The 17,288-nt window shown below is 53.5% G+C and carries 16 protein-coding genes; 1 reads left to right on the top strand and 15 read right to left on the bottom strand.

Annotated elements, in window-relative coordinates; all coding sequences use genetic code 11:
- Window positions 1-182: 182 nt before the first annotated feature.
- A complete protein-coding gene (gene ytvI, locus DXC51_RS04835) occupies window positions 183-1,256 on the top strand; it encodes a sporulation integral membrane protein YtvI (RefSeq protein ID WP_035321797.1) in 1,074 nt (357 codons plus the stop codon).
- Window positions 1,257-1,342: 86 nt separating this feature from the next.
- On the opposite strand, the gene DXC51_RS04840 is transcribed toward ytvI, so the two are convergent.
- The 15 genes from DXC51_RS04840 to cobJ form a co-directional block, all read right to left on the bottom strand.
- Window positions 1,343-1,621 (bottom strand): type II toxin-antitoxin system HicB family antitoxin, encoded by a 279-nt coding sequence (locus tag DXC51_RS04840; RefSeq protein WP_021636140.1) that lies wholly within the window; start codon window positions 1,619-1,621, stop codon window positions 1,343-1,345.
- Between the two features lie 185 nt (window positions 1,622-1,806).
- Window positions 1,807-4,101, bottom strand: coding sequence for a penicillin-binding transpeptidase domain-containing protein (locus tag DXC51_RS04845; RefSeq protein ID WP_243003125.1), 2,295 nt, complete (start codon window positions 4,099-4,101; stop codon window positions 1,807-1,809).
- A 237-nt stretch (window positions 4,102-4,338) separates the two neighbouring features.
- The gene (locus DXC51_RS04850; RefSeq protein WP_025489583.1) at window positions 4,339-4,683 is read right to left on the bottom strand and encodes a hypothetical protein; all 345 of its coding nucleotides are present in this window, start codon (window positions 4,681-4,683) and stop codon (window positions 4,339-4,341) included.
- A gap of 221 nt (window positions 4,684-4,904) precedes the next feature.
- On the bottom strand, window positions 4,905-5,522 hold the full coding sequence (locus tag DXC51_RS04855; RefSeq protein ID WP_117543965.1) for a precorrin-8X methylmutase: 618 nt from the start codon (window positions 5,520-5,522) through the stop codon (window positions 4,905-4,907).
- A 14-nt stretch (window positions 5,523-5,536) separates the two neighbouring features.
- Complete coding sequence (locus tag DXC51_RS04860) at window positions 5,537-7,036, bottom strand: cobyric acid synthase (protein WP_117543966.1); 1,500 nt, start codon at window positions 7,034-7,036, stop codon at window positions 5,537-5,539.
- 21 nt (window positions 7,037-7,057) lie between these two features.
- On the bottom strand, window positions 7,058-8,119 hold the full coding sequence (locus tag DXC51_RS04865; RefSeq protein WP_147332339.1) for a pyridoxal phosphate-dependent aminotransferase: 1,062 nt from the start codon (window positions 8,117-8,119) through the stop codon (window positions 7,058-7,060).
- A gap of 77 nt (window positions 8,120-8,196) precedes the next feature.
- Window positions 8,197-9,165 (bottom strand): adenosylcobinamide-phosphate synthase CbiB, encoded by a 969-nt coding sequence (cbiB, locus tag DXC51_RS04870; RefSeq protein WP_117543968.1) that lies wholly within the window; start codon window positions 9,163-9,165, stop codon window positions 8,197-8,199.
- On the bottom strand, window positions 9,126-9,749 hold the full coding sequence (locus DXC51_RS04875) for a histidine phosphatase family protein (RefSeq protein ID WP_117543969.1): 624 nt from the start codon (window positions 9,747-9,749) through the stop codon (window positions 9,126-9,128). Before DXC51_RS04875 ends, cbiB begins: the two co-directional genes overlap by 40 nt.
- A 140-nt stretch (window positions 9,750-9,889) precedes the next feature.
- The gene (locus DXC51_RS04880; protein ID WP_025489577.1) at window positions 9,890-10,267 is read right to left on the bottom strand and encodes a bifunctional adenosylcobinamide kinase/adenosylcobinamide-phosphate guanylyltransferase; all 378 of its coding nucleotides are present in this window, start codon (window positions 10,265-10,267) and stop codon (window positions 9,890-9,892) included.
- Between the two features lie 115 nt (window positions 10,268-10,382).
- On the bottom strand, window positions 10,383-11,165 hold the full coding sequence (locus DXC51_RS04885) for an adenosylcobinamide-GDP ribazoletransferase (protein ID WP_117543970.1): 783 nt from the start codon (window positions 11,163-11,165) through the stop codon (window positions 10,383-10,385).
- The gene (locus tag DXC51_RS04890) at window positions 11,162-11,761 is read right to left on the bottom strand and encodes a bifunctional adenosylcobinamide kinase/adenosylcobinamide-phosphate guanylyltransferase (RefSeq protein ID WP_117543971.1); all 600 of its coding nucleotides are present in this window, start codon (window positions 11,759-11,761) and stop codon (window positions 11,162-11,164) included. Before DXC51_RS04890 ends, DXC51_RS04885 begins: the two co-directional genes overlap by 4 nt.
- Window positions 11,755-12,852 carry a nicotinate-nucleotide--dimethylbenzimidazole phosphoribosyltransferase gene (gene cobT, locus DXC51_RS04895; RefSeq protein ID WP_117543972.1) on the bottom strand — a complete coding sequence of 366 codons (1,098 nt, stop codon included), beginning with the start codon at window positions 12,850-12,852 and terminating at the stop codon, window positions 11,755-11,757. Before cobT ends, DXC51_RS04890 begins: the two co-directional genes overlap by 7 nt.
- A 46-nt stretch (window positions 12,853-12,898) precedes the next feature.
- Complete coding sequence (locus DXC51_RS04900) at window positions 12,899-14,341, bottom strand: cobyrinic acid a,c-diamide synthase CobB (RefSeq protein ID WP_243003126.1); 1,443 nt, start codon at window positions 14,339-14,341, stop codon at window positions 12,899-12,901.
- Window positions 14,338-16,527: a precorrin-6Y C5,15-methyltransferase (decarboxylating) subunit CbiT gene (gene cbiT / locus DXC51_RS04905; protein ID WP_117543973.1), complete on the bottom strand. Its 2,190-nt coding sequence runs from the start codon at window positions 16,525-16,527 to the stop codon at window positions 14,338-14,340. Before cbiT ends, DXC51_RS04900 begins: the two co-directional genes overlap by 4 nt.
- Entirely contained in the window at window positions 16,524-17,285 is a 762-nt protein-coding gene (gene cobJ / locus DXC51_RS04910) for a precorrin-3B C(17)-methyltransferase (protein ID WP_021638613.1), read from the bottom strand. The genes cbiT and cobJ overlap by 4 nt, the downstream gene beginning before the upstream one ends.
- Window positions 17,286-17,288 lie beyond the last annotated feature (3 nt).

Raw genomic sequence — 17,288 nt, forward strand, 5'->3', positions numbered from 1 at the left:
AGTTCCCATAAAACATGCATAACCTCTGCCCATTATGGCAGGGGCTGTGCTTTTTTTGTATTTCCGGCAAAAAAAGCCGGTCTGTCGGTCATGATTTTTGAATAGACTCAGATAACCGTTTAAATACCGGGTAAACTGATTATAGAAAGGACAAGGCAGGGCGCATGACGGCCCTGCCGATGATAAAAATGGAAAAAAAGAAAGCTTTCCTCATTAATTTTCTCTACTATGCACTTCTTTTGTGCGCAGCATTTGTCGTCCTGAAATATGGGCTGCCCCTGCTGGCTCCCTTTGTAATTGCTTTTATTCTGGCCTATTTATTAAGAAAACCTGTTTTATTTTTATCCCGTAAGCTTCATATTCCCCAGAAACCAACGGCGATCCTGCTGGTACTTATTTTTTATTCCACCATAGGCTTGCTGCTTTCCCTTGTGGGCATCCGCGCCTTTTCCTCAACGAGGGATCTGGTGCTGAATCTGCCGCAGATTTACGCCCGGCATGTGGAACCGGTATTAATGGGGATTTTCGGGAATCTGGAGCAGGCTCTGCAAAAAATGGATCCCTCCCTGGTTTCTACCCTGGAAGATCTTTTTAACCAGTTTACACAGTCGTTAGGGCAGATGGTATCCGGCCTGTCCGTTGGCGCCATGGGAACCATCTCCGGAATTGCCTCCTCCTTGCCGGGACTTTTCATCAAGCTGCTGCTTATGATTATTTCCACATTTTTTATTGCCGCGGATTACGAGCTTCTCACCGGTTTCTTTCTGAAACAGCTGGGCGGAAAAACGCAGAAAATTTTTATGCAGGTAAAAGAATATGTAGTGGGAACCCTTTTTGTATGCATCCGTTCCTACGCTTTGATCATGTCAATTACCTTCGTGGAGCTTTCTCTTGGGCTGACTGTGATTGGTGTGAAAAATTCGATATTGATTGCTTTCCTGATTTCGGTATTTGACGTCCTTCCGGTTCTTGGGACAGGGGGAATCATGATTCCCTGGATGGTCATTTCCGCGCTGACCGGCAATTATTCCCTGTCTTTGGGACTGCTTATTGTCTATCTGTTTATAACGGTCATCCGGAATATCATCGAGCCCAAAATCGTCGGCAGCCAGATCGGGCTTCACCCGGTGGTAACGCTGGCAAGTATGTTTGCAGGGGTCCAGCTGCTGGGCGTTGTGGGCCTGTTCGGCTTTCCAATCAGTCTTTCCCTGCTGCGTCACCTGAACGACAACGGCACCATCCATATTTTTAAATAGCAGGGCAGAAAAATAACCGGCGCCTCATGTGATATGCCCCTTGTCAGGCAGACAAGGGGCATATCAATGGGGCAGCCGGTCTTTTATCAGTCATTGTCGGGAAGCAGCTTGATTCTCACCAGAATCCTTCTCACGAATTCCCCTTCCTTCAGTTCAATATCATCCTCGTGCGTCTGCGGGGGAAGTTCGCATTCTTCCTCTTCCATTTCCGCACAGATCCAGTTATATGCTGCATCAGCAGCATTATCTATCGCATCCTCCAGATCCGGTCCCTGTGCCTCACAGCCTTCCAGATCCGGAAATGCCACGTAATAGCCTGCTCCCTCCTTTTTGGGGGTAAAAACTGCCGGGTACGTAAATGTCATCTATATGCCTCCTGATTTTCAGCCTTCCCCGCCTCCCTGAGGAAGCGGTACGGCTTTTATTTTCTGTTATCCTGTACCATTATAATTTCAGCAGGGGGCCTTTGTCAAATAGTTATGTTTCCCATAGCCCTGTTTCCTGGCGCCGTGGCAAAATCAGTTTATATCCTCTTATGACGTCCGATGAATTATTCTCTGCTGAAATAGTAATTGAGGACCTCCTTTGATTTACCCACCACGTAACCGCTGCCGCCTCTGCCTTTTACATCCTCCGTCATAGTAAGAAGAAGAATCGGCCTGTCGGCATTTTTCTGAGGCGTGAATACGCAGAACCAGCCCAGCTCCGTACCTGTGGTATCCGTTTTGGACTGTTTGATTTCTGCGGTTCCTGTTTTTCCGGCAAGCAGGATATCCTCCCGGTAGGCGCTGCGTCCGGTTCCATGGGGAGAGGCGATTACCTGTTCCATGGCCTCTTCAATCAGGCGGGCCGTATCCTGGGTATAGGCCTGTTCCAGCCAGAACTCAGGCTTTGCATCCGACTGGTAGCGCAGACGCGGCCTCAGCACGTTTCCGTCGTTGGCAAAGCCGGTGTAAAGCGCCGCCAGATGGATCGGGTTCACCAGAACCTGTCCCTGTCCATATCCGCTGTCCGCAAGCTGGATTTCCGAATCAATTCCATCTTCATTGGAATACTGTGACGGGGCAAGGGATATTTCAAAGGGAATCTCCTGGCCGAAGCCCAGCTTATCCAGGGATGCTGTCAGATCCTTTTCCCCGATGCGTAAGGCTGCCTTGGCAAAATAAATATTGTCAGAATAAATCAGGGCATTTTTCAGGACAACCGGATCATAGGCATGGAGGGTTGTTACATAATAGTTTCCCCAGCTGGCATCCTTCTGCCATGACAGGCCGACATTGCCGTAATCCTCGTTGGGATCAATGGCTCCTGTATCCAGGCCGATGGCTGCAATGACGGGTTTAAAGGAAGAGCCCGGACAAAGCTTCTGCCGGAAGCGGTTATAAAGGGGCATCCTTTCATCCTCATTCAGGCTGTCCCAAAGCGTCTGGGACATGCCATATATAAAATCCCTGCTGTCATAGGAAGGCGTGCTTACCAGGGCAAGGATTTCCCCGGTGTAAGGATCCATGGCTACGGAGCAGCTTTTATCCTCCGCATAGGCTTCGTACAGCGCCTGCTGGAGTCCGGCATCTATGGTGAGCTGAATGGTTTCCCCGTCTCTTTTTGTAATCCGGGCAAGCGTGGCTTTTTTATTTCCCTGTTCATCCACGATGCTTATCTCACAGCCGTCACGGCCCTTCAGTTCTTTTTCATACAGAAGCTCCATGCCGCTGCGGCCGATAACGCTGTTTGACCGGTAGCCCTCCCCGGGATGTTTTTCCAGATCCTCCGCCGTCACCTGCTGGATGTAGCCGGTCAGATGGGCGGCCGCTTTTCCCAGCGGATAGTCCCGTATCTCCACATCTGTTATCAGCACACCGGGAATCGCCAGCAAGGCGTCCTGCAGCTCTTTTTTCCGGATGGTTTCCTCCGAAGGGTATTCCGCCATCAGCTCCTGGTCGGTCAGCTTCTGGATTGTCTTAATCGGAACAAAGGAATCCGGTTTCACCCATTTGGCCGACAGCTTCTTCCGTATACTCTCTGTGGAAACCCCGAGAAGCTCTGCCAGGCGTATGACGGATTCGTTCTCTTCCTCCGCCTCCACAGCTTCAGATGTGTCTTCCACCCGGCTTTGCGCAGTTTCGACGACCGACTCAGCCCAGCTGTCCGTCACCTCAGTTTCATCCGGCAGCCCCTCTTCGTTATCCGGCATTTTCCCGGGCACCAGGCCCACCGAAGAACCCGTACCCCGGCCTGCGAGAAGCCTGCCATTCCGATCCACAATCGTTCCCCTGGCCGCCTCGTCTCTTGTGACCTTCACCTTGTCATAGGCCGTCAGTCCAGGAAAAATCAGGCTGTCCTCCCAGACAAGCGCATAAGGATATCCTTCCTCTTCGCCAGTCCTTTTCAAAAAAACAGCCTGGTTGGAAAAGGAAATTTCTCCGGCCACACTATCCATTGTCGTATCATAAAAAACCGTTGCTGCCTGGCTTCCGCTTTCCTGGGCCTGTGTTACCGTTACCCGGACATCCGCCGCTTCAATTCCCTCATAAATCTTCTTGTTACGTTCTGCAAAGGCCTCCTCTGAAATCCCGCTTCTGGTCTGGGCATCCAGCATACGGTACATTTCTTCATATTTTCCGTCTTCAATACAGGCCATATAATATAGAAGCAATTCTTCCGGCGTCTCCGGTTCCTTTTCCGCCTTTTCCTCTCCAATTGCAGGCAGAAGCTTCTTCACTCCGTTAAAAATCAGGACTCCTGCCCCCACAACGATTACAACAGCCGCCAGAAGGAGAAAAATTCTTTTCATCCGCATCATTCCGGCCCGGTTCCTCCTGCGTCTTCTCCGTTTCCTTTTCATATCAGCCTCCATTTGATTACATATGTAAGATTTATCTTTAAAACAAAACCGCCACACGGCGGTATCCTTTTTCCCTTCGCCAGGCTGCAGCATATTCTGCGCGAAAGCCACGGCCAACAGGGACAATGCCACTTTCAGATACTGTTTTCCCCAGCCCTCCGGCGGCAATTTCTTTTATTATCCTACCTCCGGGAAATTCATATGTCAATATAAATTTCCCGGATATTATTTGGGCCATTAAAATACCAGAAAACCGCCGATGATTCCAAAAATAAAACATATTGCCAGGCCTGCAATAATAAGATTCCTCATAAACCTGATATCCCCTGCGATTTGATGTATATCATGATACAATGGATGATTCTGTGTAATTTCAATTTTTTGCGTTACTGCCTTCTCTTTGTTTACCTGTTCTGTAATTTTCTGGTAATATTCCGTCCTGTCAGAATTTAATACATCCCTTGCCGCTTTTTTAGCCAGTTCTGTATAATCGCCCTCCGACGAAATAATCCTTTCCAGCTCTTCCTGAGATTTATCACTATATTGCCTGAATAATGAATCATATTCTTTTGACGGTTCCATAAAGTATCCTCCTGCCTGATAATATTTTTTCGTTTACGTGTCATTTTACCTGACGGATTTTTTCTGGAAAAGCTATTCCCATGGAAAATCCTCAGTTCATACTTTTAATCCTATCAGAAAAGAAGAGTTTTTTCATCCTTTTTTACATAATTTTCAGTAAAAAATAAATGTCAGCTCCGTATCGTTTTTGTATCGGCCGGAAGGGCCGGGAGAATCAAAAATTACAGCTGATAAATCAACGCATTACAAATCGCCGCAGCCACATTGCTGCCGCCCTTCCGGCCTCTCGCCACTATCACCGGCACGCCGGCCGTCAGGATCAGTTCTTTCGCCTCCACCACATTGACAAATCCCACCGGTACGCCGATAATCAGCCGGGGGCGGATTTTTTCCTCCTGTATCAGTTCATAGAGCCGTATCAGGGCAGTAGGCGCATTGCCGATGGCAAAAATAAAATCCTCCTGCATGGCGGCCGCTTTGTCCATGCTCACGGCAGCCCTGGTGGTCTGTTGCGCCAAAGCAGCCGCGGCCACATCTTCATCCGCCATAAAGCAGTGTACCTTTCCTCCGTACTTCTCCAGTTTTTTCTTATTTATGCCCGCTCTTCCCATATTTGTATCCGTAATGATGGATACACCCTCTCTGAGAGCCTGCAGTCCCTTTTCCACCGCATTTTCAGAAAAAAACAGGGTATCCGCATAGCTGAAATCCGCTGTGGTATGAATTACTCTTTTAATAATGGGCTTCAAAACCGGATCCAGCTCTCTTCCCAGTTCCTCTTCAATAATTTCAAAGCTTCTTTTTTCGATCTCTCCGGGGGCAATCTGCTTCAGATTCATTTTATTTTCACTCCTTATTTCAGTCCGATTATCCGCCGGACCGCATCCATATCCATGTGGGCCCGGATGACATCTGCCAGGATATCATACTGTTCCTGCCTGTAACCTGCCAGATCCCTGTAGGTGCCCGGAGGCATTCCTTTTTCCAGAAAAACAGGATTCAGAAGGCCCTTCAGCAAACCGGGGGCGTCCAGTATTCCATGAATATACGTGCCGCATACGTTCCCTTTGACACAGCCGTCCGGATACTGTTTTCCGGTAACGCAGTCCGTCACGCTGGCAAAACGTCCGCAGGTTTCCAGAAGGCAGGTTTCTCCCATATGGATTTCATAGCCCTCTGCCGATACGCCGCTCATTCCCTGATAGATGCCCTCTATTGGTTCCACGCGGCCCTCCACTCTGGTGCGATGCTTCCTTTTGCCAAATGTTGTGGTGATGGGAAGCAGTCCCAGTCCGGCCAGTTCGCCGCCGTGCTCACAGCCGTCCGGATCCAGCAGACGCTGTCCCAGCATCTGATAGCCGCCGCAGATGCCAAAAATGCGGCAGCCCTCCAGGGCGGCTTTCTGTATGCCCGCTTCCAGGCCGTTCTGTCTTATCCACAGCAGATCCGACATGGTATTTTTGCTGCCGGGCAGGAACAAAATATCCGGTTTTCCCAGCTCCTCCGCCGTATTTACATACCGGACGGAAACGCCCTCGCAGCCCTCCAGCATGCCGAAATCCGTAAAATTGGAGATATGCGGGAAACGGATAACCGCCGCATCGATCCCTTTGCCGATCTGTCGTCTGTCAAGCCGTTCCGAAAGGCTGTCTTCGTCGTCGATATCCAGCTTCGTGTAGGGAATCACCCCGGTTATGGGAATACGGCATTTGTCATACAGCTGCTTCAGTCCGGGATCCAGGATGGTTTTATCCCCCCGGAATTTATTGATCACAAGTCCTTTAACCCTGGCCCGCTCCTCTTCCTCCAGAAGCCAGATGGTACCCAGCAGCTGGGCAAATACGCCGCCGCGGTCGATATCCCCCACCAACAGCACGGGCGCGTCAACCATGCGTGCCAGTCCCATATTGACAATATCATTATCCTTCAGGTTGATTTCCGCAGGGCTTCCCGCGCCTTCTATGACAATCACATCAAAGCTTTTGTCCAGTTCTCCGTAGGCCTTCATAATAGAGGGAATCAGGCTTTTTTTCATGCGGAAATACTCCTTTGCCTCCCGGTTTCCCAGGACCTCGCCGTTTACAATCACCTGGGAGCCCATATCACTGTTGGGTTTGAGCAATATGGGATTCATCCGGATATCCGGTTCAATGCCGGCGGCCTCCGCCTGCATTACCTGGGCGCGGCCCATTTCCAGTCCGTCCCTGGTAATGTAGGAATTCAGAGCCATGTTTTGTGACTTAAAGGGGGCGACGCGGTAGCCGTCCTGATACAGAACGCGCAGAATTCCTGCGGTCAGGATGCTTTTTCCCGCATTGGACATCGTCCCCTGAATCATCAGATTTTTTGCCATACCTTTTCCTGCCTTCCTTTATTACAGCTCTTTTGCAAGCTCGTCCAACGCCTGAAGCAGCGCTTCATTTTCTTCCCCTGTACGTACCGCTATCCGGTAATCGCCAGGTCCCAGCCGGCGGTAATTCTCACAGCTGCGGATGGCGAAGCCCTTTCCTGCAAGCAGCCTGTCCAGTCCCGGCACGCCCTCAAAAAAAATAAAATTCGCACAGGGCGGATAGATGCGGTATATCAGCTTATCTCTTTTTTTCAGGCCTTCTATCAGACAGGCGCGCGCTTTGTCCAGATATCCGATGGTTCTCTCCCGATAGTCCTCTTCACGCAGCGCCGCCAGGCCGGCCAACTGGGCAGGGACAGATACGTTCCAGGCCGGGAGCTGACGCCTGATTTGCCGGATAACCTCCCTGTCGGCGCAGATGCCGTAGCCCAGACGCAGGCCTGGCATGGCATACAGTTTGGTAAAGGCGTTAATTATCAGGAGATTTCCATAATCCCTGTAAAAACGCTTCATACTGATGTTCTCATAATCCCTGCAAAAGGGCAGGAAGGTTTCATCCGCTGCCAGCCAGATTTTTTTCCGGGCCGTCAGCCGGAGCACCCGTTCCGACAGCTTGGGATCCATGCAGTTTCCCACCGGATTATTGGGATTGCACAGAAACAGCAGGCTTCCGGAGGGCTGCTGTTCCAGGAACGTAAGCAGGCCCTCTTCTGCCTGAAAGCCGTTTTCCCGACGTAAAGGGAAACACCTCACAGGACAATCTGCCGCAAGGAGCGCTCTTTCGTATTCGGAAAAAGCAGGGGCAAGAATCAGCCCGGCCGCAGGCTTAAGCGCACGGACAGCGGCATAAATCAGCTCCGAAGCACCGTTAGTGCATACAAGCTGCGCCTCATCGGCCTGCCACTGCCGGGCAATGGCCTCACAAAGGGTGCGGCTGGTTTCCTCCGGATAGCTTTCCGCCCGTTTCCATTCCCTCTGCAGTACCCGCGCTACGGCATCCGGCATTCCCAGGGGATTGATATTTGCAGAAAAATCATAAGTTATGTTTGTGCCGCCATGTTGGCCGCCGTGTTCAAAAAAATCCATATCTGTTCCCGCCTGTTTTTTCTTTCTTCCTTTGCCCTTTATCGATAGGTCCCAGTCATAATCCGGAGGGCAGAATTTTATAATCCCCAGCCTCCGCAGAGTGTCCACCGAAGCAGCAGCCCTGCCAGCCAGATTATCCCTGCGGATACGTACAAAAGCCGGTTGGCTCTGACGATATCCTCCGCCTCCACGCGGCGGTGGGCGTCCCCGATAAAGGGCTTTTTAACGGTTTTCCCAAAATAAACCGCATCTCCTGCCAGCGCCACGCCCAGCGCGCCTGCGCATACCGACTCCGTCTGCGCCGAATTGGGGCTGGCATGGCAGAACCGATCCCGTTTCCAGATCCGGTATGCCCCTGCGGCATCCAGGCCGCACAGGCGGGAGGCTGCAATCATAGCCCAGGCCGCCAGGCGGGAGGGGATGAAGTTGGCCACGTCGTCCAGGCGGGCCGCCGCCCTGCCGAAATACATATATTTTTCATTCTTATAGCCCAGCATGGAATCCATGGTATTCACTGCCTTGTATGCAAAACCGGCAACAGGCCCGCCAAGCAGGAGAAAGCATAAAGGGGCAATGCTGCCGTCGGAGGTATTCTCCGCCACGGTTTCCACCGCCGCCTTAATGATCCCTTCCTCAGATAATACCGCGGTATCCCGTCCCACAATCATGGAAACGGCCGTCCGCGCTTTTTCCACATCCCCCTCCCGCAGCGCTTTGCAGACCTTCATGCTCTCCGTCTTCAGGCATTTGGTGGCAAGAATCTGGTAGCACATGAAGGACTCCAGCACAATTCCTGCCGCGGGATGTATCCGGCAGGCAAGGAAAAGCAGAGCCGCCGGAACCAGGGCGGACAGCAGCACCATAATACACACAAGGAGCAGGCCGGAACAAAACTGCGCCTGCGGCGACTGCCCGGGACGGCGCAGCTTTTTTTCCAGCAGTCCTATCCCCGCTCCCATGGCACGGATGGGATGGGGCATCCAATAAGGATCCCCGAAGAGCAAATCTAATATAAATCCTGCGAATATTGCAATGGCTGTATCCATGAAAGCCTGATCTCTCCTTTACCGTTCTTTTCCACCAGGCAGCAATAGCCCTGGCCATTGCCGCACTGGTAGTCATAATAGTCCTTACCCTCCGTTCCGAAGCGGGAAAGCAGGGCCATTATCGTCCCTCCGTGGACAATGCAGGCCGCAGTCTGCGGTTTTTCCTCCTCTTCAAAGCGGGCAAGCAGCTGTCCCAGCCCCCGTGCGCACCGCTCCCGGAAGCTTTCCATGCTCTCTCCTCCGGGAAAAGGAAGGGCGCCGCCGCTGTCAATCCAGGCCTGATACAGCGGATTGTCTGATAGTTCTTTATAATTTTTCCCTTCGAACTGGCCGAAGCTGCATTCGCGGAAGGCTTCGATTATCAACGGTTCCTGCCCGGGATACAAAATGGCGGCAGTCTCCAGGCAGCGAACGAGCGGGCTTGAAAAAAGGAGATCCGCAGCGGGATACAGGCTCCTTTTTTTCTCCTGGTTCAATGCTTCCCGCCCTATGGGACACAGCTTCTCGTCCGTCATGCCAATATATCTTTTTTCCCTGTTCCCCGCCGTCATGCCGTGGCGGATGAGTATGAGCTTCCAGATCATGTGTTTCCTCCTCTGTTTACAGCTTCACAGTTACTGCCAAACCCATCCCAAATTGCCTTAAGAGATAGGATTTAGGCACTCCTGAATCACTTTCATACGGTCAGCCCGGCCAATGCGTGGGCTGCCGAAACGCTACAGCTTTACTTCAGGCGCTGTGGTATGCCGCAGATAAGGCGCTCCACATGCTCTGCCCGTTCCACTACCCTGCACATGATCCGGCCCACGTTTTCCCTGTAATCCCTGTCGCTTTTTTCCAGCGGCACAATACCGCAGCCGATCTCATCACAGATAATTATCACTTCCGGATTTTCCCGGCAGATGCGTTCCGCCGAACGCAGGGCGGCGGCTGCATCTGCCCCGAAACGGCCCAGATACAGATGAAAATGATCGATAATTTCTGCCCGCAGGCACTCCTCCTGCGCAGCATATTTACCATCTGCGATTTTTGTCTTTTGCGGATATTTTTCCCTCACAAAGGCAAGCTTTCCCTGTGCCCTTCCTCCGATATAAACTTCCATTTTAACTCCCTGGCTCCCCATCCGCGCTTCCAGGCCACACTTTGCCGGCAGCCCGAATCCGCATTCTTACGGTCAGAAGCAAAGCTGTGACCTGACGTTACAAGTTACAATTCCCCTATAAAACCTGCAGCAGGCATAATCCGGCAGGTATCACGGCGCTCATCCATTCGGCGCACAGCAGAAAACAGCCTGCCAGATCCCCGGTGATACCGCCGAATTCTTTCTGTGACATATGCCTGTACCACAGGAATACCGCCAGATTCCCAGCCGCGGCAAGCGCTCCTCCCACCGGGGATACAAAAAGCAGGGCCAACAGACAAACAGCCAGCAGGAAAAGCAGGACCAGGCGGACACACCTTTTATGGGCGGTGGAGGAGAACGCATAAAGAAGCCCTTCCTTTTTCGCCGCGGGAAAATAAACCAGGCTCAGGCCGCTCAGCGTTCTGGACAGCAGAAAGCCAAGGCAGAAGCACAGGACCGCCCTGTCACTTTTCAGCTCGGATATGCTTCCCAGATAAGTAAGGTAATACCCCAGCAGGCAAATAACTGCAAAAGCGCCGATATGGGAATCCTTCAGTATCCGCAGCTTTTCCTCCCGATCCCTGTAGGAATGCAGGGCATCCATGGTATCCATAAAGCCGTCCACATGGATGCCGCCCGTAAGAAACAGCGGAATGGCCGCCATGCCGGCCGTATAGAAGAAAGCTCCTGCATTGATACCCCCGCACAGCCTGTACCAGGCATAGCATAACGCACCTGCCACAGCTCCCACCAACGGGAAAAAACAGATGACATATTTCCGGTTTTCCTCCGACCATTCCGCCTGGGGCATGGGGATTTTGGAATACATGGAAAACGCAATGGCAAAGGAGCTGCCGATGGATTTTATTTTCTTCATGCCTGATCCTCCTGCATTTCACAGTTTTGTCTGCAAATCTGCCTGATTTTTTCCTGTTCTCCGCCTTTTTTCAGCGACAGAGGAATTCCGTACACCACTTCCCAGACCTCCTCCGCCTTCCTGCCAAGGCGGCAGTTCACCTCTCCCAGCTGGCGGATATAATCCAGGGTGCCTTCTTCGTAGGCAGCGCCGTCGGAAAATACTTCCCCCGTCACAATCACCAGATGGCGGCATTTGGAGTACAATGCTTCGATCTGGCGCAGAATACGGCGCCAGGCTTCTTCCCCGCCTTCCTTTTCTTCCGGAGGATCCGGGGAAAACATTTCATTTGCCATCAGGTTGCTCATGCATTCCAGGAGCACCGTGGCATCCTCTCCCGGCTCCGCCCTGTCCACCCGGACAGGCCGTTCTATGGTTTCAAAGCCTTTGCCGCGCCGCAGCTGTCTGTGGCGCTCCACCTTCTTTTTTCCTTCCTCGCCATATACCTGCATGGTGGCAAGGTATACAAGCTCTCCCCCGGCAGCAAGGGAAACGGCTTTCTGTTCTGCGAAGGCAGATTTGCCGCTTCCGCTTCCTCCCGTTACCAGGATCAGCATTCCGGCCCCTTTCCCGCGCCGTAATCCTGATAGGCGTCCATGTCCAGCTCCTCAAAGGTCGCATTTTCCCGGTATACCTGATATGCCATATCAAGAAGAGGGAAAAAGGATACGGCTCCCGTTCCTTCCCCCAGCGCCAGATTGGCATGAATTATGGGCTTTAGCCCCAGCTCTTCCAGAATCGCGGCCATGGCAGGCTCCTTTCCCAGATGGGACGCCAGCAGGTAATCCCGTACCTCCGGAATCAGCCTGCACGCCGCCAGGGCGGCCACCGAGGTAATCAGCCCGTCCAGCACCACCGCAAGCCCATAGACAGCGCCCCCGATACACACGCCGGCCAGCGCGCACAGGTCAAAGCCTCCTACAGTCTGCAAGGTGCGGAGCGTCTCTTCCTTTCGCAGTCCATAAGCGGCGACGGCGGAGGCTATGACCTGTGCCTTATGCTGTACGCCTTCCTGGTCCAGGCCGGCTCCCGGGCCGGTGACCTGCTCCGCCGGGCGTTCCAGAAGCACGGAAGCCACCGCGCTGCTTGTGGTGGTGTTCCCGATCCCCATTTCCCCAAGCGCCACAATATGGTATCCCTTCCGGCCGAGCATCTTTGCAATTTCCACACCCGCGCGGATCGCCGCCAGCATTTCGGCTTCCTCCATGGCAGGCTCCCTGGAAAAATTGCGGGTGCCGTTTCGTGTCTTCCTGTGCAGAAGGTTTCCCGCTTCTATTGTTTCCTTCATTCCCACATCCACAGGGTAAACATCCGCCCCGGCGCAGGCGGCCATCCGGTTGACGCTGGCAAGTCCCCTGGCGATATTTCCGGTCACCACCGTCGTCACCTCATGGCCGCTCTGGGATACTCCTTCTTCAATGATGCCGTTATCCGCACACATGACAGCCACCGCCTTCTTTTCCAGGGACAGATTTTCCGTTCCCTGGATCCCGGCAATGCGCACCAGCGCATCCTCCAGAAGCCCCAGCCCGTAAAGCGGCTTGGCAATCCCGTTCCAATGCCGCCTGGCGGCTTTCCATGACCGTTCATCAATCCCCCGTATTCGTTCTTTACAGCTGTTCAGATACTTTTCTGTTTCTGTCTCCATCTTTTTATCTGGTTGCCTCCCTGTTCTCCCCCTAGTCTGCAATGGCTTAAATACCTGCTCTATGGCCATATTCCTTCGCCGCCCTCACAAATGCGTAAGCCGCCTCTTTGTTCCCGTAAAAGTAAAGGTGCGGAAAGCCCGCATACATCCGCTTATCCGCCACGCCCGCCTTCCAGCAGGCCGATCCGCCGGCCTTTTTGGCCGTAAAAGCATCCGGCAAAAGTGTGCTGTCGTAGTAATGGAATTCGTGGGCCTTCAGTGTCCCTCCGGCAGGGCAGAGCAGGTTGTCCTTTTCCGCTTCCATAGTAATATAGCCAAATCTCGCAAGCCCGGAGGTCTTATGGCATTCTCCGTGCAGTACGCCTGCCATCCCGTATTCTTTGCCGTCTTCCCCCTGCAGCCGTTCATGCAGGTACATGAAACCGCCGCATTCCGCAATCACGGGCATGCCGTCCTTTACCGCCCTGGATACCGCCTGCCGCATGGCCGTATTTGCCTCCAGGGCCGCCGCATGCAGCTCCGGGTAGCCGCCGTTTAAAATCAGCGCGTCCGCCCCTTCCGGAATTTCTTTCTCCCACAGCGGGCTGAAAAAAAGGATTTCACAGCCAAGAGCCTTTAAAAATTCCAGGTTATCCCGATAGAGGAAACAAAAGGCTTCATCCTTTGCCACCGCTATTTTAATGCCCCGGCCGTCAGGGCCGTCCTTTTCCTCCGGAATGCAGGCGAAAACCGGCGCCTCCTCTGCCAGCGCAAGAATGCCGTCCCAGTCAATGGTTTCCCGCATGGTTTCGTATAAAAGCCCCAGTTTTTTCCGGAAGCCCTGGATTTCATCCGGAGCTACCAGTCCCAGCTTCCTGCTTTCAAAAGCCGCCCCCGGAATGCGGGGCAGATAGCCAAGCACGCGTACGCCCATGGCCTCGGCCTCCCTGCGGATATCCGGATACAACTTTGCCGGAAGCTGGTTAAAAATCACACCACGGATGCTCTGCTCTGTCTGGGCTGCCAGGAATCCGCGCAGCACCGCCAGCACGGAGCGGCTCATCCCTCTGGCGTTAATCGTGAGAATCACCGGTGTTTGTGTCAGCGCCGCGATTTCGCTCGCGCTTCCTTTTTCCGTAAAACCACAGCCGTCATAATACCCCATGACGCCCTCAATCACACACGGATCCCCTTTTTCCCGGGCAAGCAGCCTCCGCATGGTTTCCCTGTCCGTAAAAAAACTGTCCAGATTTCCGGTTTCCACTCCCAGCACCCGGCTGTGAAACATGGGGTCAATATAATCGGGGCCGCATTTACAGGCACAGGGATGCAGTCCCCTCTGTAAAAGCCCGTACAGGATACCGCAGGTCAGCGTCGTTTTTCCGCAGCCGCTTCCGGTTCCGGCTATCAGGATGCGGGGACAGCCGGAAGCTCCCTCCATTTGCCGTTTACGGGAACAGGCTCCGTCTGTCTGCGTACGCATGGGCTGATTTTTTTCTCTGTTTTTCATTCCGTCAGATCCCCCCATATGAGAAAAATAGGATTCTGCGCCTTCAGCATATGCAGTCCGCCTATCGGCTGCAGCCCTGTCACGGCAATCTGGCAGGCGCCCGCGTTCTGTAAACGGAAGCTTTCCACGCAGCCAAGCGCCTCCGATACCGTTTCCAGCGTCACGGCGCTCAGGCAAATCCGCATGGGCTTCTTCTTTTGCCGCAGCGCTTCCAGGATACCGGAAAGTCTTCCTTTGGTGCCGCCGATGAAAACAGCGTCCGGCGCGGGCAGCCCTTCCAGAACCTGGGGCGCCATTCCTTCCACTGCAGTCAGATTGCGGCAGCCAAATTTCTCCCCGTTACGGCGTATCAGTTCAATGCCCTCCGGATCGCATTCCACGGCGTATACCCGTCCTTTTCCGGCGGCCAGCGCCAGTTCCACGGAAACAGAACCGGTCCCTGCCCCACAATCATAGACGATATCCTCTTCTTTTACCGAAAGCTTGCTCAATATGACGGAACGCACCTCGCTTTTGGTCATAGGCACCCTGCCGCGCAGAAAGCTTTCCTCAGGGATTCCCGTGACAGGAAACCGGCTGTACCTGTCATTGATTAAAAAGAGTACGGTAAGCCCGTCCATCCCTTCGCGGCGGTACTCCCTTGCCGGATATTTACGGATGGTTTCCCCCGGGCCTGAAAGATTGGTTCCCTCATACACCAGGGTATCCCCCAGGCCGCCTGCCGTCAGCTCGGCGCAGATTTCCCCGGTCTGCCCTTCCGTCAGGACAAAGGTTTTCCGGTGGCCTGCTACAGCGGCCAGAAGATTCTCTTCTTTCCCATGGCAGCTTAAAATCTTTGCATCCTCCCAGGAGATCTGCAGTTTGGATGCGAAATAGGACAGGGAGGAAATTCCGGGCTCCACATGGATTGTGACCTCCCGCCGGCCTTTCATCTGTTCCCGGTAAGCCTCCAATGCCTGCAGAAGCTTCTTCGTCCCGCTGTAAAAACCGCTGTCGCCCGACATCAGCACAGCCGTCTGTGCTTCCCCGCTCTCCTCGATTGCCCGGCAGATGATGTCCGGCTCCCAGGCACAAAGAACCCGCCTGCCGTCCGCCGTTCCCTCCGTAAGCCCGCAGGCGTTCAGCATTCTTCCGGCGCCCGCCACCAGGCCGGCCCGGGAAAGCAGCTTTTTTACGCCCTCAGTCATGCTGTCTGCAGAGCCCATGCCGATTCCCAGGATGCTGATGTTCTGCCGGAGGCAGGGAACGGTGTTCCCACCATCAATTTGTACAGCCGCCGACGTGTCGCCGGAAAGGAGGGCCTGGCTGTTATCCGGCCTGCCGTCAGAGCCGGTATCCCGGCCGCCGTTTTGGAGCAGCGCCTTCACTTCCTCCACTGAACAGCCCTCTTCCTCCACCGGCCGCTTTACCACAACTACGGCCGCGCCCGCTCTTTTCGCACCGCGCAGTTTTTCCGGGAAGCCTCCTGCGGCCCCGGATTCCTTGGTCAGCAAGATCCGGGCATTCGTTTCACGCAGCATGGCATAATTCATCTCTTCGGAAAAAGGACCCTGCATACAGATAATATGTCTCCCGGAAAGTCCCATTTCCATGCATTTTTGCACCATTTCAGGCTGCGGCAGGATTCTTGCAAAAATACGCTTGGCAAACCCGGGCAGCCCCCGCAGCGCTTCCAGCTCCTTGCTTCCTGTGGTAACAAGAATGTTTCCTTCCATTTTTTCCAGCAGCTTTGCGGCCTCTTCCATGCTGTCCGCTTCCGTCAGCAGGCGGCTTTCTTCCTGGCCGCCGATTTTCTGCGTTATATCGGTTATTTCCGGCCATGCGGTCTCTCCTGCCACCACAGCCATTTCGGACCCGTTTTTTTCTTCCCCGCAGGATTCCCGCACAACACGGATATAAGGAAGGTTTAAAAACCCGCAGGCGGCGCGTATATTTTCCGTGGCCAGCCTGGCGTACGGATGGGTGGCATCTATCACCAGCTGCGGGCCGAAGGAACTTAATTTTTCTTCCATCTGCGCCCGATCCAAAGCGCCGGTGCAGATTTCCATATTTTCCCCGGAAGGAAGCAGCTGCTCTCCATAGGACGTGGTCACGCAGACGCAGGCCTTAATATTTTTTTCTGACAGGAATTCGCACAGCAGCCTTCCTTCCGTGGTTCCTGCAAACAGCATCACCTTCTGTATCATGTTCTCTCCTGCGCGGCCGCCGCTTCTTCTTCCAGACGATATCCTCTGGGCGTTACCATTTTGCCGTGAATATTCCTGGTATGGCTGTTTCCGATAAAAACTGTGGTAAACATATCCACCTGGGTATCCCTCAGCTCTTCCAGGGTGAGCACCGCAGCTTCCTCCCCTTCCCGGCCTATGTTCTTCACATAGCCGCACACGGTATCCGGAGAAAGATATTCCAGCGCTATTTCACAGGCCATGCGCAGATAATCGCCTCTTTTTCTGCTGGATGGATTATAAATACAGATTACGGTGTCACTTTGTGCGGCGCAGCGGATCCTCTTTTTTATCACTTCCAGAGGGGTGAGCAGATCGCTGAGGCTGACCGTGAGAAAATCATGAGACAGAGGCGCACCCAGCAGCGCGCCCCCGCTGGCTGCCGCCGTTACTCCCGGAATCACCCGTATCCGCTTCATCAGCGCTTCGTCCCGGGCCGCCAGCTCATATACCAGGCTTGCCATGCCGTAAATTCCGCTGTCACCGCTGCATACCAGCGCCACCTTTCTGCCGTCCTCTTCCTTTTGGATGGCAAGAAGACACCGCTCCTTTTCCTGCTTCATGGCCGTTGCCAGAAATTCCTTTTCCGGAAACCATGGACGGATCAGATCCACATAGGTGGTATAGCCCACAATCAGATCGCTGTCCTCCAGCGCCCGGACAGCTTCCACAGTCATGGTTTCATAGCCCCCCGGGCCAAAGCCTACTATATATAACATCGT

This window comes from Eisenbergiella massiliensis, assembly GCF_003435485.1.